The organism is Gemmata sp. SH-PL17 (assembly GCF_001610855.1).
Classification (GTDB): Bacteria; Planctomycetota; Planctomycetia; order Gemmatales; family Gemmataceae; genus Gemmata; species Gemmata massiliana.
Window position 1 is genome coordinate 7,818,526 of record NZ_CP011271.1, and the last position, 19,925, is coordinate 7,838,450.

Annotated in this window: 21 protein-coding genes, 1 tRNA gene and 1 pseudogene; 12 read left to right on the forward strand and 11 right to left on the reverse strand. The window is 64.9% G+C overall.

Annotation, left to right across the window (positions count from 1 at the left end):
• The first annotated feature begins 4 nt into the window (after positions 1-4).
• The 3 genes from VT84_RS32505 to VT84_RS32515 are packed head-to-tail and all read left to right on the forward strand — an operon-like array spanning position 5 to position 1,342.
• Positions 5-475, forward strand: a complete 471-nt coding sequence (locus VT84_RS32505) for a TIGR02996 domain-containing protein (RefSeq protein WP_082842463.1) — start codon at positions 5-7, stop codon at positions 473-475.
• Positions 369-791: a hypothetical protein gene (locus VT84_RS32510; RefSeq protein ID WP_239465528.1), complete on the forward strand. Its 423-nt coding sequence runs from the start codon at positions 369-371 to the stop codon at positions 789-791. Before VT84_RS32505 ends, VT84_RS32510 begins: the two co-directional genes overlap by 107 nt.
• Positions 792-802: 11 nt before the next feature.
• Entirely contained in the window at positions 803-1,342 is a 540-nt protein-coding gene (locus tag VT84_RS32515; protein ID WP_052551562.1) for a hypothetical protein, read from the forward strand.
• Positions 1,343-1,425: 83 nt separating this feature from the next.
• On the opposite strand, the gene tnpC is transcribed toward VT84_RS32515, so the two are convergent.
• From tnpC to VT84_RS32535, 4 genes are all read right to left on the reverse strand, one after another.
• On the reverse strand, positions 1,426-2,946 hold the full coding sequence (gene tnpC, locus VT84_RS32520; RefSeq protein WP_082842465.1) for an IS66 family transposase: 1,521 nt from the start codon (positions 2,944-2,946) through the stop codon (positions 1,426-1,428).
• 47 nt (positions 2,947-2,993) lie between these two features.
• Positions 2,994-3,353, reverse strand: coding sequence for an IS66 family insertion sequence element accessory protein TnpB (tnpB, locus tag VT84_RS32525; RefSeq protein ID WP_082842466.1), 360 nt, complete (start codon positions 3,351-3,353; stop codon positions 2,994-2,996).
• Complete coding sequence (gene tnpA / locus VT84_RS32530; protein WP_082842363.1) at positions 3,347-3,775, reverse strand: IS66 family insertion sequence element accessory protein TnpA; 429 nt, start codon at positions 3,773-3,775, stop codon at positions 3,347-3,349. The genes tnpB and tnpA overlap by 7 nt, the downstream gene beginning before the upstream one ends.
• 297 nt (positions 3,776-4,072) lie before the next feature.
• Positions 4,073-5,548, reverse strand: a complete 1,476-nt coding sequence (locus VT84_RS32535) for a hypothetical protein (protein WP_082842467.1) — start codon at positions 5,546-5,548, stop codon at positions 4,073-4,075.
• Positions 5,549-5,717: 169 nt separating this feature from the next.
• Between VT84_RS32535 and VT84_RS32540 the strand changes: the two genes are divergently transcribed.
• The 3 genes from VT84_RS32540 to VT84_RS32550 all read left to right on the forward strand — a co-directional run bounded on the left by VT84_RS32540 (position 5,718) and on the right by VT84_RS32550 (position 7,627).
• Positions 5,718-6,146, forward strand: a complete 429-nt coding sequence (locus tag VT84_RS32540; RefSeq protein WP_082842468.1) for a TIGR03067 domain-containing protein — start codon at positions 5,718-5,720, stop codon at positions 6,144-6,146.
• A 59-nt stretch (positions 6,147-6,205) separates the two neighbouring features.
• On the forward strand, positions 6,206-6,631 hold the full coding sequence (locus VT84_RS32545) for a TIGR03067 domain-containing protein (protein ID WP_082842469.1): 426 nt from the start codon (positions 6,206-6,208) through the stop codon (positions 6,629-6,631).
• 99 nt (positions 6,632-6,730) lie between these two features.
• On the forward strand, positions 6,731-7,627 hold the full coding sequence (locus tag VT84_RS32550) for a DedA family protein (protein ID WP_082842470.1): 897 nt from the start codon (positions 6,731-6,733) through the stop codon (positions 7,625-7,627).
• 9 nt (positions 7,628-7,636) lie between these two features.
• On the opposite strand, the gene VT84_RS32555 is transcribed toward VT84_RS32550, so the two are convergent.
• Both VT84_RS32555 and alaS read right to left on the reverse strand, forming a co-directional pair.
• Complete coding sequence (locus VT84_RS32555; protein WP_082842471.1) at positions 7,637-8,545, reverse strand: DHHA1 domain-containing protein; 909 nt, start codon at positions 8,543-8,545, stop codon at positions 7,637-7,639.
• Positions 8,497-10,536 carry an alanine--tRNA ligase gene (gene alaS / locus VT84_RS32560; protein WP_157470091.1) on the reverse strand — a complete coding sequence of 680 codons (2,040 nt, stop codon included), beginning with the start codon at positions 10,534-10,536 and terminating at the stop codon, positions 8,497-8,499. The genes VT84_RS32555 and alaS overlap by 49 nt, the downstream gene beginning before the upstream one ends.
• A gap of 311 nt (positions 10,537-10,847) precedes the next feature.
• Here alaS and VT84_RS39165 point away from each other — a divergent pair, with 311 nt between their 5' ends.
• Entirely contained in the window at positions 10,848-11,255 is a 408-nt protein-coding gene (locus VT84_RS39165) for a hypothetical protein (protein WP_157470093.1), read from the forward strand.
• Between the two features lie 169 nt (positions 11,256-11,424).
• On the opposite strand, the gene VT84_RS32570 is transcribed toward VT84_RS39165, so the two are convergent.
• Both VT84_RS32570 and VT84_RS41840 read right to left on the reverse strand, forming a co-directional pair.
• Complete coding sequence (locus VT84_RS32570; RefSeq protein ID WP_082842474.1) at positions 11,425-11,652, reverse strand: hypothetical protein; 228 nt, start codon at positions 11,650-11,652, stop codon at positions 11,425-11,427.
• A 30-nt stretch (positions 11,653-11,682) separates the two neighbouring features.
• Positions 11,683-11,817, reverse strand: coding sequence for a hypothetical protein (locus tag VT84_RS41840; RefSeq protein WP_255359519.1), 135 nt, complete (start codon positions 11,815-11,817; stop codon positions 11,683-11,685).
• A 584-nt stretch (positions 11,818-12,401) separates the two neighbouring features.
• On the opposite strand from VT84_RS41840, the pseudogene VT84_RS41420 reads away from it, so the two are divergent.
• A pseudogene (locus VT84_RS41420) lies at positions 12,402-13,770 on the forward strand (IS701 family transposase).
• Positions 13,771-13,941: 171 nt separating this feature from the next.
• Here the strand turns inward: VT84_RS41420 and VT84_RS32585 are convergent.
• Entirely contained in the window at positions 13,942-14,727 is a 786-nt protein-coding gene (locus VT84_RS32585) for an ISAs1 family transposase (RefSeq protein WP_162271926.1), read from the reverse strand.
• A 194-nt stretch (positions 14,728-14,921) separates the two neighbouring features.
• Between VT84_RS32585 and VT84_RS32590 the strand changes: the two genes are divergently transcribed.
• Positions 14,922-14,996: transfer RNA gene (locus tag VT84_RS32590), tRNA-Pro, on the forward strand.
• Positions 14,997-15,185: 189 nt separating this feature from the next.
• The gene (locus tag VT84_RS32595) at positions 15,186-16,319 is read left to right on the forward strand and encodes a tyrosine-type recombinase/integrase (protein ID WP_082842478.1); all 1,134 of its coding nucleotides are present in this window, start codon (positions 15,186-15,188) and stop codon (positions 16,317-16,319) included.
• Here VT84_RS32595 and VT84_RS32600 read toward each other — a convergent pair.
• Positions 16,288-16,605: a helix-turn-helix domain-containing protein gene (locus tag VT84_RS32600; RefSeq protein ID WP_082842479.1), complete on the reverse strand. Its 318-nt coding sequence runs from the start codon at positions 16,603-16,605 to the stop codon at positions 16,288-16,290. The two genes, VT84_RS32595 and VT84_RS32600, sit on opposite strands and share 32 nt — an antisense overlap.
• Positions 16,606-17,348: 743 nt before the next feature.
• Here VT84_RS32600 and VT84_RS32605 point away from each other — a divergent pair.
• Both VT84_RS32605 and VT84_RS32610 read left to right on the forward strand, forming a co-directional pair.
• Positions 17,349-17,996 (forward strand): sigma factor-like helix-turn-helix DNA-binding protein, encoded by a 648-nt coding sequence (locus tag VT84_RS32605; RefSeq protein WP_082842480.1) that lies wholly within the window; start codon positions 17,349-17,351, stop codon positions 17,994-17,996.
• A gap of 392 nt (positions 17,997-18,388) precedes the next feature.
• A complete protein-coding gene (locus VT84_RS32610) occupies positions 18,389-19,456 on the forward strand; it encodes a toprim domain-containing protein (RefSeq protein WP_162271927.1) in 1,068 nt (355 codons plus the stop codon).
• A 174-nt stretch (positions 19,457-19,630) separates the two neighbouring features.
• Here VT84_RS32610 and VT84_RS39170 read toward each other — a convergent pair whose 3' ends face one another.
• Complete coding sequence (locus VT84_RS39170) at positions 19,631-19,924, reverse strand: hypothetical protein (protein ID WP_157470097.1); 294 nt, start codon at positions 19,922-19,924, stop codon at positions 19,631-19,633.
• Position 19,925: the final 1 nt, after the last annotated feature.

Here is a 19,925-nt window from a genome sequence, read left to right on the forward strand (position 1 = left end):
GAGTATGACGAGCGACGAGCGTGCGTTCCTCAAAGCGATTTGCGACCAGCCGGCGGACGACACCGTCCGGCTCGTGTTCGCCGATTGGCTCGAAGAGCACGGCCAGGCCGCGCGCGAACTTCATCCGCACCCAGATCGAACTGGTTCACACGCCGCCGGGCACCGACGAGGACGAACGCCGGCGCGTGGTACTGTTCACCCGGCGCGACGCGGCCCTGAAAGCACACGGGGCCGCGTGGCTCCGCCCGTTCCACCCGTATGCGCGCGAGGACTCGTTCGTGCGCGGGTTCGTGCAGAAGATCGACGTGCCCGCGAACACGTTCCTCCAGCACGCGGAGCCGTAGTTCGAGTGTACGCCCCTCACGCGGGTGAAATTCACCACCTGCCGCATCTGGGACCAGATGTGTGGGATATATGCGTGGTGGACCGAGCCACTGTTCGCGTCCCCGTTCCTCTCGCGCCTGGAAAGCATTGACCTGGAAGGGTTGGAGCTGAACGCGCACGACGTGGAACTGCTCGCGGCCCACCCGGACCTGTCGCGGTTGCGCGAACTGGTGCTGGCCGACAACGACATCCGCACCGAGGGCGCCATCGCGCTCGCGAACATGCCGCAACTACGCGGCCTCGAATCGCTTGACGTGCGCGGGAACCGCATTACTGATCGCGGCGCGCGGGCACTGGCGCAGAGCGAGTACCTCGGCCAGTTGAAGGAACTCTACATCACCAAGAACTCGATCCGCGACCGCAACTGGGCCGTGTTGGAGAGCCGGTTCGGGGATGCGCTGCATTGATGGAGTCGCCCATGATCGAAGCGGAATGGCTAGCCTGTACCGACGAAGAAGCGATTGCCGCGGCTGTGTGTGAGTTCGCGAGCGACCGCAAGGCGCGCTTGATCGCGTGCGGGTGCTGTCGGCGCGTCTGGGACTGGCTCGTGAACGACAAGAGTCGAGGGGCCGTTGAGACAAGTGAACTGTTCGCCGACGGACTCGTGACGGACGACGAGTTGAGTCGCGCGGCATACTTCGCCGAAGCTGCCGTGTTCGCGGTGGATGAGATTCGAGAACGCTACTGGCGAGATCAGAAGGCGGTTCGGGACGGGTGGCTCGATGCACGCGACGCGACCGAAAACGGCGTCCCGAGTCGTGATCGCACGCTCATCTCCTTTGATATCGCTCGTTCGGCAGCGAACTGGGCCGAGCGATTGAACGCGGACGATCCGCGCCTGTGTTTTCGCGAGTTACCCGATCCGATCTTCTCGCCAATGATTGCCCGCGATGTGATGGGCAATCCGTTTCGCTCCGCCGCTATCGGTAAGCGCTCGGCGAAGTACAGGTCTCGGTGAGCGGCGCTTCGGACGGATCGGACGAAGTACAAACGCCACTGGATACGATCCGGTGGCGTTCGTGTTTGATGTCATCGGGTGAGTTACGAGGCGGCGCGCTGGGCTGCGGCCCAGGTGTCGGGCAGCAGTTCCGCGAGGCGCGCGGTCGGGTGCGCGGGGAGCCGCCCGAGCACGTCCGACAGGTATGACCACGGGTCGAGTCGGTGGCGCGTACAGGTCGTGGTGAACGAGGTCAGGATCGCGCCCGTCGTGCCCCCAGCGTCGCTGCCCCAGAACATCCAATTCTTGCGCCCGACCGCCACACCGCGCAGGGCACGTTCGGCCGCGTTGTTGTCGATCGCCAGGTCGCCGTCGGTGGCGTATACGTTGAGCGCCGCCCACTGGTTCCGCGCGTACGTGATGGCTTGCCCCAGCGGGCTCTTCGGCAGCACCTCGGTTTGCTTCGCGTCGAGCCACGCGCCCAGCGCGCGGAGTACCGGGACGGACTCCCGCTGGCGCAGTGAGCACCGACCCGCGCGGTCGAGTTCCTTCGCCTCCCGCTCGACGTCGTACAGGCGCCGGATGTGCGCCACCGCTTCGAGTGACAACCGGGGGGCACTGTCACGGGCCTCGACGAACTTGCGGCGCGCGTGGGCCCAGCACGCGACCTCGGTGGCGCCCGTGGCGTACAGCCCGTCGTACCCACCGAACGCATCGGCCTGCACGTGTCCCTTGAACCCCTTCAGGAACGTCTGCGGCCCGTCGCGGCTCCGGCTCGGGGTCGCGTCGTATACCGTGTACGGGTTGCGTGCGTCGCCCACGTACACCCAGATCCGGCCCGTGCGGGTGCGGTTCCGTGTCCGGTCCAGAACGGGTACGGGCGTGTCGTCGGTGTGGATCACCATCGACACCCGCACCCGCGCGCACATCGCGTCGTACACCGGGCGCAGCACGGCGGCGCGCCCGCCCAGCCAGTCGCACATGGTGGCCCGCGACAGCTCGTACCCGTGCCGCGCGAGGATCCGTTCGAGCCGGTGCAGGGGCAGGTGGTCCGCGAACTTGGCGGTGATGATCTGGGCCAGCAGGCCCGGCGCCGCGAGCGCCTTCGGCAGTGGCTCGGGCGGCTTCGGCGCGAGCGCGACCTGCGCCCGGCACGTGCGGCACGCGTACTCGGGGCGCACGTGCTCGACCACGAACAGCGCCGCCGGCTGATAATCGAGGCGCTCGCTCACCTCCTCGCCGATCCGCACCCGCGGGCCGCGGCAGCACGGGCACACCTTCTGGGCGTCGGTCCGATCGTGTTCGACGCGCCGGCGCGGCAGGTCCCGGGGCAACCGGCGGCGCCCGTGACCCCGTTTCCGGGTCGTGCCGCTCTCGGCGCGTGGCCCGGGCGCCGGAGCCAGTGACAACGGGTCGTCACCAGCCGTGTGCGGGTCCGTCGGACCCGCACACGGAACCTTCTCGGACTTGGGCCCGTACAGCCGGCGCAGCAGCTGATCCAGTCGGGTACCAAGGGCCGTGCTCTCGCGGCGCTCGGCCGCCAGCGCGTCGAGCAATTCGCGCGCCAGCGCCTGGAGCGTGCGTGGGTCGTCGGGGAGCGGGTCGTCCTGGCCCGGGAGCGTCATACCGTTCCGACGAGCGACGGCCCGAAGAGTTGCGAAGTGAGGTGGGATCAACTCGGTGTGGGCCGCTGGTACCGCTTGCGGCGCTCGACGGAGTCCAGTTCGATGCCCCCGAGGATCAGGGCCAGGTCGGTGGCCTTGACCTCGACTGCGTCACCATCGGACCCGGGCGTGGGGAACTGGAACGTGCCGGCTTCGAGGCGCTTGGCCCACACCGCCAGTCCGTCCTCGTCCCGGTACAGGAGCTTGAGCCGGTCCACGCGCTTGTTGCGGAACACGAACAGGTCACCGGCCAGTGGGTCTTGCTTGAGGTGCTCGCGGACCACGGCCGCGAGCCCGTCGAAGCTCTTGCGCATGTCGGTCGGCGTGGCGCACAGGGACACGCGCCCGGGGAGCGACAGGCTCAGCACGGGGCGCCCTCCAGCGCGGCCACCACGGCGCGCAGATGGTTGGCGTCGTACCCCGGCGGGACGCGCAGGACGTGACCCGAGCGGAGCACCAGTTCGAGCGGGGTACCGGGTACGACGCGCAGCGCAACGAAGCTCGGGCGCGGAGTTGGCGCCGATGCCGAAGTGCCGCGCCGCGCCGGTCGCGTTGGGCGCGCGGGCTTCGGGTTACGACGAGCGGGTGCGGCGGTAACGGGCCGAATGGACTTGGCGACCGGCGTTCGGTCACGGGCGGCGATCTCGCGGCGCCACGCGTAGAAGGACGGCTCGGGGAGCTTGTTCTCGCGGCAGAAGTCCCGAATGTTCCGGCCCGAAGTGGCCCACTTGGCAACGGTCGCACGCCAGAACTGTTCGAGCTTCGGATCACGCAGGTGAGGTCGAGGCACGACGGGTACTCCGGGGAAAATCCCCCATCGTACCTCACGACGCAAGACCTGTACTTCACCGAGCGCTTACGGGAATTCGGCGTACCAGGGTTCGTGAGAGTCCGCCAGGGGTGAAGCGCAGCGCAACCCCTGGCTACTCGCCTCCGCCCCTCACGGGGCTAACCAAACACGCGCTCTTCGTATTGTCTGATCCGCGTTATCTGCGGCTCTTTTCCTGCTCTCTGTCTTCTGCTTTCTTTTGTGCCTTTTGTGCCTTTTTGTGGCCAATCCGTCTTTTGCTTTCTGCCTTCCTGCCAATCACCCCGCGCGTTCCAGGGATCGCAACCGGTCGCCGACCTGTGTCAGGATTTGGTGGGCGATCTGGTTCGGGTTGTAGCCCCCGGTGAGGTACACCATCGGCTTGCCGTACTTTTCGCAGTAACCCTTCACGTCCCCGTAACTGTGGCTCGCCCAACGGATCGCGAGCAGCACCACGGCCACCTCCGCGCGCGCGACCGCGGGCTCGAAGACGGTGACCGACTCGTGCGGGCGCGTGGACACCCAGTTCAACCCGCTCAGCCCGAAGGCGTGCTCGATGGAGCGCCGGGCCACGTTCCGCTCGACCCCGCCGATCAGCACCACCTGCCGCCCGCGGAGCAACTCGGCCACGGACCGGATCTCGACGGCCGGCTCCTCGGTGCCCGCGTTGGGCGCTGGGGCGGGCCGCGTCGCGAGGTACTCGTTGACCGCGCTGAACACGCGCTCCGCGTTCGGCCCCGGTTCCTGGTCTTCGGGCAGCGTGTCGAGCACCGGAAGGAGCAGTTCGCGGATGTCGGCGTTGCTCGCGGGCACACCGACACCAACGACCTCTTCCAACAGTTCCAGCACGCGGGGCCATTCCCCGGCCGCATTCATCGGGACGTCGGCCATCTTCCGCAACTTGTACTTGAGGTTCATCAGCCCCTTCTCGCGGTGCCGGGCCTTTCCGCGGGCCTCGGCCAGTTCGTCGCGCAGCACCGCGAGTCGGCTGAGCAGCGCCGGCCACTGGTCCGCGGACACGCGGTCCTCTTTCTTCAGGTAGCGGTTGATGTAGATGTGGGCGTTGCGGGCGTACTCGCGGATGTGAACGAACAGGTGAACCTGGTCGTTGTCCGCGCGCCGGTGGACGTCGAGCACGCCGGCCCACATCAGCGCCTGGGCCTCGGCCCCCGCGTACAGGACGCGCTCGCGGTGGCGCTCGGCGAGCGTATCGGGCAAGTCCCGGAGGGCCGCGAGCAGGGTCGCCGCTTCCGCGCCGACCGCGAACGCCCCGCCCAGATCCTCCCACGCCTTCGGCGCGTCCACGTAATCGCCGGGGTGCAGCATCCACAAGTCGCAATCGGGCAACTCGTTCGCCTGCTGAATGAGGTCATTGGGAACCGCGGTTGTGTCCCCGCGCTTCCGGGCCGCCGTCACGCGCGCGGCTTCGGCTTTCAGGTGGCACCGGCGCGCGATCACGGCGAGGTCGACGGGCACGATCCCGTGTACCTCGTCGTCGGTGAGTGACAGTGGGCGGACCGGGTCCGGTGGCCGGGCGAGCGAGAAGTCCGCGGGAATCACTACCGGCGGGGGCGTGATTGCGAGATCGGTGCGCGCGGGAACATGAGGAGCGGGTGAAGGTGCGCACTGGTCGGCCCAAGTCGAAATGGCCCGACCTAAATTGTGGACCGCGTCGCGTAGGTGCGGATCTGAACAGACATACGGCCCGAGGCGCTCGAACACCGCGACCAGCGCCTCGGCCAATTCGTCCGTCATGGCTGCACCCGTCCGGGGTTCCACGAAGGCGATCCGTTCGTTTTAGGCACCAGCAACGGTCGCGGTCAAGGCGAGCGCTGGCCGCGCCGATTCCCGTTTCCACGGCCCGCGGGCCGGCGTAGACTGTCTGCTGCGTTGTGCCAACCCCAATTCAAGAGAGCGGTTAGCCATGAAACGATTCGCAGGCGCCTTCGCGGCCCTGGTCCTCGCGCTCGGCGGCGCGGTTCTCGCCGACGAAAAGGCCATCAAGGAGCTGGAAGGGACGTACAAGATGGCCGCCGCCGAGAAGGGCGGCAAGGCGGCGCCGAAGGAACTGACCGACGTGGCCGTCGTCACCATCAAGGGCGACGAACTGACCATCGCTTTCGGGCCGGACGAAAAGAAGGTGGCCAAGATCAAGGTGACCGCCGACGCCAAGCCCGCAACCATCGACCTCAGCCCCACCGAGGGCGCCGAGAAGGGCAAGACGTTCCCCGGCATCTACAAGTTCGAGAAGGGCGAACTGACGCTCGCGTTCACCGAGAAGACCGAGCGCCCGAAGGAGTTCAAGTCGGACGAGGACGTGATCCTGCTGAAGCTCAAGAAGTCCGAAAAGTAAGCGCCCCGGTCACGAACCCGTTCGTGACCGCCCCTCACCCCGACCGGAGTACCCAACCGATGCGCCCAGTCACGGCAGTTGTGGTTCTCGCGCTCGCCGGTTTCACGGCCCGCGCGGACGAGAAGGACGCGGCCAAGAAACTCGAAGGCACCTACGAGGCGGTGGAAGTCCTCCTCGGCGGGAACGCCGACGAGAAGAAGGGCGAAGTGAAATCGTTCGAGATCAAGGACGGCGAGATCATCATCAAACTCGAAAATCGCGACGAGACCGCGAAGTTCGCGCTCGACCCGTCCAAGAAACCGGCCCACATCGATCTCACGTCCAAAAACGACATGAAGATCGAGGGGCTTTACGAGGCGAAGGAAACGGACAAGGGGCTGGAACTCACGATCGCGTTCACGCGGGGCGGCAAGGGCGAGCGCCCGAAGGACTTTAAGGGCCAGGGCGAAAACGACATGGTCATCAAGCTGCTGCGCAAGAAATAGTATTTGTCGCACAGGGCACCCGCCCTGTGCCCGTAATTAAGCCTTTAACACGGGGCGGAACCCCGTGTCTGTGATTCACCATTCGGGGCACCGCGCGACATGGAAGAGTTCTTCTCGCAGGTCTGGAACATCGTTAGCACGCTCGTCGACCCACGGAACCTGAGCCACCCCGAGAAGTTCCAGGAGGCACTCGCGCCGCAGGGCGTGTACTGGGCCGCGCTGGTCGCGGTGACGCTGATCGTGTTCACCGAAACCGGGCTCTTGATCGGGTTCCTGTTGCCCGGCGATTCGCTCCTGGTGGTGCTGGGGATCGTCGCCCAGATCGGCGAGTGGAACCTGGTTCCGTTCCTGGTCTGCCTGTGTGCCGCGGCGATCATCGGCGACGCGGTGGGCTACTGGATCGGGTGGAAGGCGGGGCCTGCAATCTTCAACCGCCCGTCGAGCCGGTTCTTCAAGCAAGAGTACCTGCAGCGCGCGAGAGCCTTCTACGAGAAGCACGGCGGGAAGACGATCATCATCGCGCGGTTCATCCCCATCGTGCGGACGTTCGTGCCCGTGGTGGCCGGGGCCGCGCGAATGGAGTTCCGCACGTTCCTGTCCTACAACGTGTTCGGCGGCATCGGCTGGATCGTGAGCATGATCCTGTTCGGCTACTACCTGATCCCGATCGCCAACCCGCCGATGCGGGCACTGCTCGGCGACCCGACTTTCACCTGGGCGAAGCACATCGACAAGGTCGTGGTGGTGGTCGTGTTCCTGTCGGTCCTGCCCATCCTGTGGAAAGGCTTCAAGCACTGGCGCGACGGGCGGAAGGCCCCCGACGCCGCGGTTGCGGCGGTGACCGCCGTTCCGCCGACGGGAGGAGAACCTACCCCCCCGGCCCCCCTCCCTGAAGGGAAGGGGGAGAAAGAACCGGCACTCGCAGACACAGATTCAATCGCGACGGTTTCGCGCACCAGTTCCCCCTTCCCTTCAGGGAGGGGGGAGGGGGGGTAGGTTCTCGGCTTACTTCGCCAGCAAGTCGCGGCCCAAGCGGTCGGCCTTCTGGAGCGCTTCGGCCAGCTTCGCCGGTTCCTTCCCGCCGGCTTGCGCCATGTCGGGCTTTCCGCCACCGCCCCCGCCGATGACCGGGGCGATCTGCTTCACAACGTCGCCGGCCTTCAGCCCCTTCTTCACCAGGTCTGGCGTGACGGCGGCGATGAGTGAAGCGTTCCCCTCGCCCTCGGACCAGCCGAACACCACGAACGCCGACCCGCACTTCTGCTTCACGCGGTCGATCTGCGTGCGCACAGTTTCGTTGCTCGCGCCGTCGGGCAGCTTTGCAACCACGACCTTCGCGCCGCCCACCTCCGGCGCGGACGCGATCAGTTCGTCCACCACGCCCGTCAGCGCCGCGCCTACGGCCTTCTTGAGTTGCGTCTGGAGCGCCTTCACCTGATCCTGAAGCGCGCCCACGCGCGTCTGGAGCTCGTCGGGCCGACACTGGAACACCCCCGCGAGGTCGTCCACGATCGCGCTGCGGGCCTGGACGTCGTCGTAGGCCGGCTTGCCCGTCACCGCGGTGATGCGCCGGATGCCCTTCGCGACCCCCTCCTGCGACGAGATCTTGAAGTACCCGATGAGGCCCGTTCGCGGCAGGTGCGTGCCGCCGCAGAACTCCACCGAGTTGTCGTGCGTCAGTTTGTCCGGCGATTCGGCCCCGACCATCACCACGCGGACCGGGTCCGGGTACTTCTCGCCGAACACCGCGCGCACGCCGGGCAACTTCTGCGCCTCCGCGAGCGGCAGCACGACCGCAGCCACGGGTTGATCGAGCACGACTTGCCGGTTCACCCGGCGCTCGATCTCCTGGAGCTGCTCCGCCGTCACCGGCTTGTCGTGACTGAAGTCGAAGCGCGTCTTGGACTCGTCCACGAGCGAGCCCTTCTGCTCGACGTGGTGCCCAGTACCTCACGCAGTGCGAGGTTCAGCAGGTGCGTGGCGGTGTGGTTTCGCATGATGTCGATGCGGCGCGAGGTCGTCTGGATCGCTTCGACCGTGTCCCCGACGGATAACTCGCCCTCGTGCAGCGTGCCGACGTGGAGCACCGTTTCGCCGAGCCGCTGCGTCTCTTCCACCTCGAAGTCGGCGCCCGCCGAGCGGATCGTACCCGTATCACCGACCTGCCCGCCCTGCTCGCCGTAGAAACACGTCCGGTCGAGTAGCAGCGCGACGTTTTCACCCGCGCGCAGTTTGCCGTTAATAACAACTGCGCCGTCCTGCACCCAGCCGAGAACCTTCGCCTGCACTGGTTCGGCGCTGTACTTCGGCGAATCATCGGTCGCTAGCAATTCACCGAGTACGGCGACGGCTGCGAACTTCTTCCCGCTCTCGCGGGCCTTGTTCTTTGCGTCCTCCATCTCCTTTTCAAAGGCCGCCACATCGACCGTTAGCCCTTGCTCTTGCGCCATCTGAAGTGTGATGTCGATTAGGACGCCGTATGTGTCGTGAAGTTGGAACGCCTCATACCCGGAGATCGTCGGTTGCTTCAAGCCACTCGATTTGAAATACTCTGGGAGGTTTTCCTGAAGCAAATCGAACACGGGAAGAACCTTTCCCTCGAAGGTACTCTTCCCATCCACTGTAGGCTTTACTGTCATGGTGCGGAGGTAGCCACCCTGATGCCCGGTCGTCACATCAAGGGTCACTTCACGGCCGATGTGCTCGACGAAGTATTGTTGGATTGATCGCAGTATGGCCTGAGTAGCGATTCTGCTGAACAGTTTAATGCCGCGCGTCAGCGTGCGCAGGAACGCGGCCTCTTCGTCGCGGATCTGATCGATGACCTTGTGCGGGTTCTTCTTCAGCTCCGGGAACGCATCGCCGAAGTGCTCCACCACCGTTGGTACGAGCTGGTACAGGAACGGCTCGGTCGTGCCAAGCACCTGGTAGCCGTAGCGCTCCGCCCGACGCAAGATGCGCTTCAGCACGTAGTCGCGGCCGACGTTACCGATGGTCGCGCCGTCCGTGAGCGCGAACGTGAGCGTCCGGATGTGGTCCGCGATCACGCGGTACGCGGTGTCTTTCAGGTCTTCGAGTACGCCACCATAGGGCGTGTCGCACTTCGTCACTTTGTGGATCGCCGTGAACAGCGGCATGAACACGTCGGTGTCGTAGTTGCTGTTCTTCCCCTGGATCACCTTCGTGATCCGCTCGAAGCCCATGCCCGTATCAACGTGTTGCGCCGGAAGCGGGGTGAGGCTCTGGTCCTCGTTCCGGTTGAACTGGATGAACACGAGGTTCCAGATCTCGATGACCTTGTCCGTTCCCCCATTCACGAGCGGCCCGCCGCTCTTATCCGGCGTGTGGTCGTAATGCACCTCGGTGCAGGGACCGCACGGCCCGGTGTTCCCCATCTCCCAGAAGTTGTCCTTCTTGTTGCCGAGGTGAATGTGCGATTCGGGCACCCCGACTTCTTTCCAGAAGCTCGCTGCTTCGTCGTCACGCGGAATGCTCGCGCCCGGGTCGCCCTCGAACACGGTGACGTGCAGCCGCGTCGCGTCGAGCTTCCACACCTGCGTGAGTAGTTCCCACGCCCACGCGATCGCTTCCTTCTTGAAGTAGTCCCCGAAACTCCAGTTCCCGAGCATCTCGAAGAACGTGTGGTGGTACGTGTCCTTGCCCACGTCGTCGAGGTCGTTGTGCTTCCCGCCCGCGCGGATGCACTTCTGCGTGTTCGCGACCCGAACGTGGGGCGGCTTCTCGGTTCCGAGGAAGTACGGCTTGAACTGATTCATGCCCGCGTTGGCAAACAGCAGCGTCGGGTCGTCGTGCGGCACCACCGGGGACGACGCGATGTTCGTGTGCCCGTGCTTCTTGCAAAAGAAGTCGATGAACTGCTGGCGGATTTCGCTGGAAGAGAGCATGACAGAACCCGTGGTTTGGCGCTCCGTGATGGCAGTTAGTCCCCGGAGCCGGTTATCGAAAAGGACACGGATTCGGAACGAAAGTTCAAGGGTCGTGACCGCAACCATCAACCGGTGGCGCGGCCTGCTGGTTCGGGTCAGAGGGTGGATTTTTTCACAAACCTGTCATTTATGAGAGAAAAAGGAGTTGTGAAAGGTCGATGAGTAGGGTACGGTAAAGCTATCTGGACGCGGCCTCGTGCCAGTGGTCCACAATCGCCTGTCATTTGCCGCAATCGCGGTGGGGCACTCGCCCCAGATTGAGGTTTCCGATGAGAACGAATAGCCGAGCGATTTCTGAAGTTCGTGCCGAATCCCGGTTCGCGACGCCGCCCCGTTTGTTGGTTGTTGCGGCCGATAACCGTACCGGCGACGCAGTGGCCCTGGCCGAAGCTCTTGAGCACCAGGGAGCCGAGATCGAAGTGCGTTTCGCAGGAGATATGAGCACGGACGACCACGTTCAGCCGGACGCCGTGATCGTCGCTGAACCAACGATGCGCGAAGAAAAAGAGCGATACTACGCGCCGGGGAGCCACCCGCTTTTCGTCGCGATCACAGACGGCGACGTCCGCAACGCACAAGCGCGAGCGGCCGGTTTCGACTTGGTTGTGAGTCGAGCGGTTAGCGCGAAGTCTCTCATGGACCAATTGGGCGATCGCCTCCCGCGGGTCCACATCTGAGCGCGGGTCTGATTAAAAACTAAATGAGAACGCGACGCGGGCCGGGAAGTCTTCCCGGCCCGCGTCGCGTTCTCATTTAGGTGTATCAACTGATTGTTAAAGCACTTCCATCATTCAATGGAAGTAATGCACGCCATCGAACTCGCCGGCTGTGCAAGCCATCGGAGTATCAGTCTCGTTCGTAGATGTAAGCCTTCTCACACTCCCCGCGGTCGTTAAGGGTGACGACCAGATACCCTTCATAGTCCCACATGAGCGAGGCGCCGCCCTTCCGTCGCCCCAAGTACCATTCCAGCCCTCCGTCTGTGCGATCAGTGAGCGCTGCCCCGAGTTGCGTGAGGATGTAATCCTTCGATCGACCGACCAAGTCTCGGCTTTCGATCAAGTGTCTGGCCATTCCGTACCGCCGGGTCGCGCTACCCGACGCTCATCCCCGGTACTCGAACGGCATCGGCTCCACGTCCGTTGCGGCAACGCGGTGCCACCCGATTTCGCGCAAAACCCACGCCACAACCACAAGTACCATCCCAAACAGGACGAAACCGACCAGCCGCCGGCGCATCGCTTGCTCCCACGCGCTTCACACCAATGGGCACAGCAAACCGTACCGCCCAGTATCCACCCGACCGCGACAGAACGCCACAACCGCCTCCCGCCAAGGCCGTTTAGTTCTCGCGGTTGTATAGTTCCACCCGCTCGTTAACACCTTTCAGTTTCACATTTTTGGGGTTGCGGACTCGAATTCGAGGACGGTGTGCAGCCTCATCCACCCGCGCCAGAGGACCACCCACCCGGGCGGTTGCTTGCGCGGGATCCACCCACCCAACCGGGCCAGGGCGTGTACGAACGCCCCGGTGCTCAACGCGCGCGGGGCCTTGTCGCGCCACGCGCTGAGAACCTCGACCCGCGCCCCGGGACCACCTCGTGTGCCGGGCGCTCCCCGGCCCCGGACCCGAGCCCAACCGGCGCAGGTTCACCAGGGCCACCGCGACCACACTCAGAACCCCGATCGCCGGGTCCAGTGACCCGCGCGTCTCCAGCTGCTCCCGCACTAATACTACAGCGCAGCGTGGGCTGCTCTTCTACGCGAGGATCGGGTACAAGACGAACTCATTGGATCGCTATCATCGCGACGAGGTTGGGCTCATGGACGAGCAACAGTTGAAGGCGTTGAAGCCAGAGTTGGATCAGTTCCTGGACCATTACGCCCCGCTGTTCGGTCACGACGGGAATCAGGCCCACGCGCGGCGGTTCGTTCAGGGACTGTTGCGCGGCGGCGACCGACGCAACGCCGAGAACATCGCCGAGGCACTCGACGGCGGCCCGGTCCGGTCCCTCCAGGCGTTCGTCACCACGGGGGCGTGGAAGGACGCGGGCGTCCTCGCCCCGTTGCGCCTCCAGGTTCTGGATGTGTTGGGCGATGCGGGCGCGGTGTGGAACTCGGACGAGACCGGGTTTCCCAAGAAGGGGGCAAGTCGGTCGGGGTCAAGCGCCAGTACTCGGGCATCCTGGGGCGCACCGACAACTGCCAGGTCGCGGTGTTCGCCAACTACTGCTCGGCGAAGGGCCACACGTTCGTGGACCGCCGGTTGTTCCTGCCCGAGGACGGGGCCGCGGACCCGGTTCGCCGCAAGGAGGCGGGGTTCCCGATGAGGTGATCTTCCGCACCAAGCCGGCCCTGGCCCTGGAAATGCTCGCGGACCCGGTGCCCGCCGGCGTGCCGTTCCGATGGGCGGGTGGGGATTGCGTGTACGGGGACAACCCGACGTTCGTTCAAGGGGTTCGGGCGCGGGGCAAGTGGTATGTGCTGGACGTCTCCTCGGGTACTCAGGTGTGGACCGAAGCCCCGCGGGTGATCCCGGCGGACCAGCGCCCGCGACCGGCACGGGGGCGGCCCCCGACCAAGCCGTTGGTGGTCGGGGGCCGACGGCGCGTGGATGAGATCGCCGCCGCCCTCCCCGCCGGTGCCTGGCGTCGCGTGGTCGCGGGCGAGGGCAGTCAGGGCCCGCGGATGTGCGAGTACGCCGAGGTGCCGGTGTGGTTCTGCGAGGACGAGTTGCCCGGGCCGACCGAGCGGTTGCTGGTGCGTCGCTCGTTGGGCCAGGAACCGGATATCAAATATCACCGGAGTAACGCGCCTGCAGAGGCATCGCTGGAGAAGTCGGCTCGAGTGCGTGGGGTGCGTTGGACCATTGAGGAAGACATCCAGTCGTGCAAGGGCGAGTGCGGGCTGGACGAGTACGAGACGCGGGGTTGGGTGGGGTGGCACCACCACACGGCGTTGTCGGTATTGGCCCTGGCGTTCTTGGTGTTGCGGAAGCAGCCGTTGAGGGAAAAAAGAACCCCAGATGACCGTACCCGAAGTGCGTGCGCTGCTGCTGCACCTGTTGGACGTGCGAGTCTGGGGCGTGGACGAGATCCTGAAATGGTCTCGGTGGCGACAGGAGCGCAACCGCCGCGCCGCCCTCAGTCACCGCAAGCGGCGCCTCGCCGAACGCGGACCGCCCCCAAGTAGGTAGCGACAGCCTGCGCTGTAGTACTAACTCCCGCAGCCGTTTCGCATCGGCCTTCTCCGGGGGCAGAATGGTGATCCCGTGGACCACGTCCTCGTACGCCTTGCCCTTGCGAATGCCCCACCGGCGCACGCGGAAGCCTTGCTTCCGCCCGGGCCATTTCTGATGCGCCGTCAGGATCGCCGTGCTCTCCAACGTCCGGTGCTCAACTCGACCGTGTCCCTTCTCGGTTGTTCGCGCGAACCGTGGGCCGGGCGTCGATTCCTTCGGCGGCACGCGCCCTTCGGGGGGGGAAACGTCGCCGCTTGAGCGGCGAATGCGAGTCCCGCGTCGGTATCCACGGCCAGGGCGGGCTGGTTACCCTTGACCACCAGCGCGTAGTCGTCGTTGCGATCTCGAATCGCTTGGCAAACCTCGGTTTGCGTGAACATCGCATCGCCGGTGACGATGCACCCGCCCCGACGCGAGGGCAGGATGTTGAGCAACTCCAGCGCGGCCTTGTGTTCGTTGGTCTTGGTATCGACGCGGAGTTGGGCCAGAACGGCTTGGACGCGCGGAGCAAAGGCGGGCAACAGGTGAACGCCGGGCCGTTGTGCGGATCGGTGGGCGCTGCCGCGAACGCACGTGCCGTCCACGTTGACGACGAGCGTGTCGTCGGGCGACAGGCGGGTCGCGATCCAGTTACGCAGAACCGCCTCCAACTCCAGAACGTCAATCCGTGGGAGGAGCTTGGAGAGCGTGGAAGTCGTGGGCAATCGTCGTCGTGGGAATCCGAGAAGTAAGGCGAAGTCGCCACCATACTCGTCGGCAAGTTGGGCGATCGCCCCGGGCAAGCGGCGCCCCAAGAGAACGCCGACGACGAGCAAGGCGAAGATCGGAGGGAACGGGAACGAGCGCCCCTGGCGCGATCGGGGATCGGGAACCGTGGCCAAGGCGGCCAGCAGACACGGGTTACTCATCGCAATTGTCCGAGCACCCCGCATGCCGATTGCGTGCGGCAAAGCAACCCAAATAGCAACTTCCCCAAACTCACCAAGGTGAAACTTTCAATGACCCGGTCCTGCACCCGAACAGCCCCCACGGCCCTGCACAAATTGGTTGGTATTGACTCTCGCTGTGTCCTGGATAGGATTACTTCACAATTGAGAGTTGACGGGCTGTAGCTCAGCTTGGCTAGAGCGCTTGGTTCGGGACCAAGAGGTCGTAGGTTCAAATCCTATCAGCCCGACTGCCGCAAGTGTCGCTGCAAAGCACACTTGCGGCTTCTTTTTTTGTAGTGTGTTAGTCCGAACGACCCATGCGCGGGCTTTCACTGCGGGCATTCCCAACCTTTTCTGACCAAATCCAACCGAATTTCTCGCCGCACGCACCTCGACCGTCGGTAGTATCCGAGGTTTTTTAAATCACGAGGTCCGTAATGCCGCGAGTGCCCAAACCGTACGTGGAGCGGGGTTGGTACATCAGCCGACCGTCCGGTCAGTACCTCAAATTGTGCCCGGTCGAGGAGGGAATGACCGAAGCCAAGCGAATTCTGCAACTCAAACTCGGAGAACTCGAACACGAGCGTGAGCAGATGGGCGGGCGCACGGCGCCGAAGTTGACGGTCGTCGAACTGTTCGCGCTGTTCCTCGGGGACGTTGAAACCACCAAGGACGGGGACACGTTCTTGGATTACCGGCGCTGGTGCACCGAGTTCGCGAAGGTGTACGGGAGCAAGTTGGCCCGAGCCATCACCCGGGGCGACGCCAACGATTTCCGCCTGAAGCTGATGAAGGCGAAGTACGTGGTCGGCAAGCAGGCCCCGCGCCCGTACAAGCCGAAGACCGTCAACCACGCCCTCATTACGCTCCGACGGGCCTTTAATTGGGCCATCGAGACCGAGCGCCTGCCGAACGGCAAGAACCCGTTCGCCAAGGTCGAGTTGCTCCACTGCGAGGGGCGCCAGCGGGTCGCGACCGAAGAGGAGTACCAGGCCCTGCTCGCGAACTGCACCGACGACGCGTTCCGGGACGTGCTCATCGCCATGCGGCACACATCGGCCCGGCCCCAGGACATCTACCACCTGACCTGGGAAATGGTGGACTGGGAGCGACAGATGTGGGTCCTGCCGAAGCACAAGGCGAGCCGGACGGCCCGGGTTCCGAAGCCCCGGGTCATCGGGATGAGCGCCGCCGTCGAGGCCGTTCTGCGCCGGCGGGTAGAAACGTTCGGTTCGACCGGGCACGTGTTCCTGAACGGGGACGGTCAGCCGTGGACCAAGGACGCCCTCGGGCTGCGGATGCGGCGCCTGCGCGTTCGGGCCGGGGTTGAACCGAACGAGCAGGGCGAGCAGTTCGTGCTGTACACGAACCGGCACACGTTCCTGACCGAGGCCGGGAACGACCCGAGCATCTCGGCCGCGGTGCTGATGGGGATTGCCGGGAACACGAACCTGTCCACCACCCAGAGATACGTCCACATGGAGGTGGTCGAGGTGGCACGGGCCGGGCGAGGTGTCGCCGAGCGCCGGTCCAAAGGGGTTATCGATTCAGCCCCGGCATCAGGCGGTTAATCTCGTTCTTGAGGTGGGGCCGGGTCGGGCGCCGATTCTCGATTCGGTCCCGGCTCATCCACGCCCGCATGTCGGTGACCGCGACGCGCCACTCGCGACCCTTCTGGGTCGCGGGCAGGTCGCCCTTCCGGGCCGCGTCGTAGACGAAATCGTAACTGAAGCTGGTACGCTGGGCGACCTCGGCCAGCGTCAGGTACTCGGGGCCCGCGGTCGCCTCGGGCGTTAAACGGGATTCCAAGCGCCGCATGATTTCGTCCACGACCGCCGTCAGTTCGTTACTTTCCATTGAGTCAGGAACTTCTCGACTGTTCCCTGCTGATTTGTTTGGGGCCGACCAAAAGGGTGTTCGTGTACCAAGGGCAATCGTCGACGGGCAGGGACGCGCCGACCATAGTAATACCCCCCGCGCGGTCGCGAGACGACCGAAACCGGCAAATCGACCGAGCGGATTTGCGAGTGCTTAGAGTTCCGGACCGGCGCACGCACCTCGGGATTGAAACGGGCACGAGCAGGCAAGGACTCGGCAGCCCGATTCAGGGGCTGACAGTCGATTCGCGTTCTTCATGGGCAGTGGGATAACGACTCGTCGGGGTAAATCAACGAATACTGCGGCGATGCTCGCGCGCAAAACGTTTACTGGGTATGCGTTGTGTCATACCACGCGCACGGGTAGGTCCAGGACTATCTGACGAATTGAATGCTGTTGCGGCGATTTGCTGCTGTCAATGGCCTGCTCGTCTTCAGGGCGTGCGGGAATCTGGCAGGTCATAGACGATGCAGAAATCGGTGGTAGCATCGGAGCTCGGACCGTCGGGTCCAATGCAGAACAACACGGTGCCAAGGCGGGCACCGAAGCTCGGAGAGCAAACTCATCATGATTGGAGTGGAGCGCACCGGTGGACTGCCCGGACGTAATTCCGCTCCCGTCGTCCTCTTTTCACGTTGGTTTCCTTCAGCCGCTCCGCGCCGCTCTGATTGCTCTTTGGTTGACGGCCCGGCCTGCGGCTCTCACACGAGTTCCACGACTTAATGAGTGAAAACAAGCACGGTTTGACGAGCTGCATGAAGAACCAGCTCTATAGGGAGTTCGCGCTCTATTACGAAGCCGAGCGGTGCCAATGGGCCCCTCTCAACCCGAAGCGGGTGTTCGAGTTGGCGTTCGGGACCATCTTGCGCGAGTACGAGGGGCGGGTGACGGGTGAAGAGCTCTTGGGGCTGATGTACACGACCCTCGGATTCCCCGGGGCCGAGCCGCCCGGCCTGTTCCAGAAATTTGACCCGCGGAAGTACCACGGGGTTCTGACTCCGGAGAATCATTTCGTCAACTTGTTCGGACAGACCCTTCGGGGCCGACTCGACCGGGCCGTGGCCCGTACCACCGACAACGGGCGGAAGGGCAACCGGAGCAAGTTCCGCAATACCCCCGCCCTGGGCTTGGTGTGTGAACGCGTCGCAGTCCCATCCGAGCGGGCGAAGCTGGTCGTACTTCCGGCGCTCCTGGAGTTCCTGGACGAGCGCGAGCGGCTCGTCATCTCCCTGACGTACTGGGGCGGCCACTCGTCCCGGGAGGTCGGGGACCTGCTCGGGATGCACCATACAACCGTGCTCCGGGTCCGCGACGCCGCGGTCGCCAAGCTGCGGTACCTCTGCCACACTCAAGAACATCTCGGGGCGTGAAAATTCCGTGCACCAGAACGCCCCGTTCGCTGTGATAACCCTAATGGGGAGCGCGGCGACGAGGTGGCGTATGGGAATAACTTGTAGACGTATCGCAGGCCGTTGAGGATGCGGAACGGGACGAAGCTCTGAAGAGTGAGGCGAGAAATGGAGAGGAATGCAGAATCGCAGACCGAGCTCCCCAACATCGCCGTCTCACGAGCAGAGCGAGCAAAGAGCGGACAGGCGAGCAACTGGAACAACATCGGCAACCCGTGCCGTTGAGGAGACCGCATGGGTCCGAGTCCTGGAGCGTGAGGCGAGGAATGGAGGAGAAAGGCAGGGGCGCCGAGCGCGCTCTCGGCCCGCCCCCTGTTCTCCGCCTCACGAGCGAAGCGAGCAAGAATCTACGAATGAGCTACTGGAACGACATCAACAACAGGTGCTCCCACGCCCTATTGGAGACGAACCGCTTGGGCGAACTCTTATCGGAGCTGGGGTGCGACTTGAAAGAAACCCGCGGGGGGAATTTCCGCGGGCCGTGCCCGATACACGGGGGATGGAAACACAACTTCGAGGTCTACACCGGCGGCGAACAGGTTCCTATCTACTGGAGGTGCTACTCGCACCAGTGCCACACGCGCCCGGGGCTGGTCGAGAATCTGCTCGGGCTGGTGCGCGGGGCCTTGTCCGGTGACCCGGACCGACCGGCCCCGATATTCAGAGCGAAGGAATTCGTAAACGAGTTCGTGGCCCGTGGCCCTCACGTCCCGCGCTCGGCCCCGCGCCCGAAGAAGGCGCCCGTGCGGAACTGCGCGTCTTGGACTCGCGAGCAGGTCCGGTCGCGGCTCGCGATTCCGTCTCCCTATTTCGTGGGTCGGGGCTTTAACCCGACCGTCTTGGACCGGCTCGACATCGGCGAATCATCCCGGCTGGGGTGCGCGGTGGTCCCCATCTACGACGACTGTGGGGACCGGTGCGTGGGCCACATCGAGCGGGCGGTGCACTCGGTCTGCGACGCGTGCGGGCTGTGCCACCCGGTCGGACCATGCGCCGGGGGCAGGCGCAGGTGGAATCTCCCGGCGCGGTTCTACAAGGGCGACTGGTTGTACAACTACGCCGTGGCGCGACAGGCCCCGGAGCCCTACGTGCTGCTCGTTGAGGGCGTGACGGACGTCCTCCGAGCGGCCGAGGCCGGGGTTCCGGCGGTGGCCACGTTCGGGACCGATGTAACAGTCGCCCAAGAGGTGAAGTTGGGATTCCTGAACAAGTCGGTGGTCGTCGCGTTTGACAACGACGAGGCCGGTCACAAAGCTGCCGCATCCCTGGTCCCAATACTATCACGTGCGTGCCGTCGGGTAGTTCTTCAGCATCCGCCGGCCGGGTTCAAGGACGTGGGCGAGATGTCGGTCGAGGCCGTGAAAGCGTGGTTGGGACCGCGCCCGTACGAGGTGGCCGGGACGGGAAGGTTGGCGAGGTGATTCCGGGGCCGCGGGCCGTTGCGCGACCCGCGCACGAGGAGGAGCACGGGCGCGCGGGTCGGCAAGAGCGGCACGCTCTCCGCAAGGGGCCGGATTCCGTTCGCCCCGGGCTACGGGGCGGCCCAACCGGGGCAAGGTGCCGATGCCCGGTCCTCGGCGCGAGCTCTTTCCTGCTCACGTTTCGTCAACGGAGGCGTGTCCCCGGCGCTCGCGCTCGCACACCGGGCACTGTCGATGGAAGTCACAGAGTCGGGTCCGGCACTCCGGGCACGTCCAGGTCGCGCGCCCGCGCCCACAGTGCTCACACGCACTTGGGGGCGGGAGCCGGTGCGGGGGACTATCCGGTTCGTCAGCGGTCCCGACGAGCAGTTCGACACGGCCGTGCTCGTCCAGGCGGGCCGAGAGCTCGGTGGGCTCGGGGAGGAGCGGCCAATCCTTTGGCGACAGGCTTGTAGGTACGGACTCCATA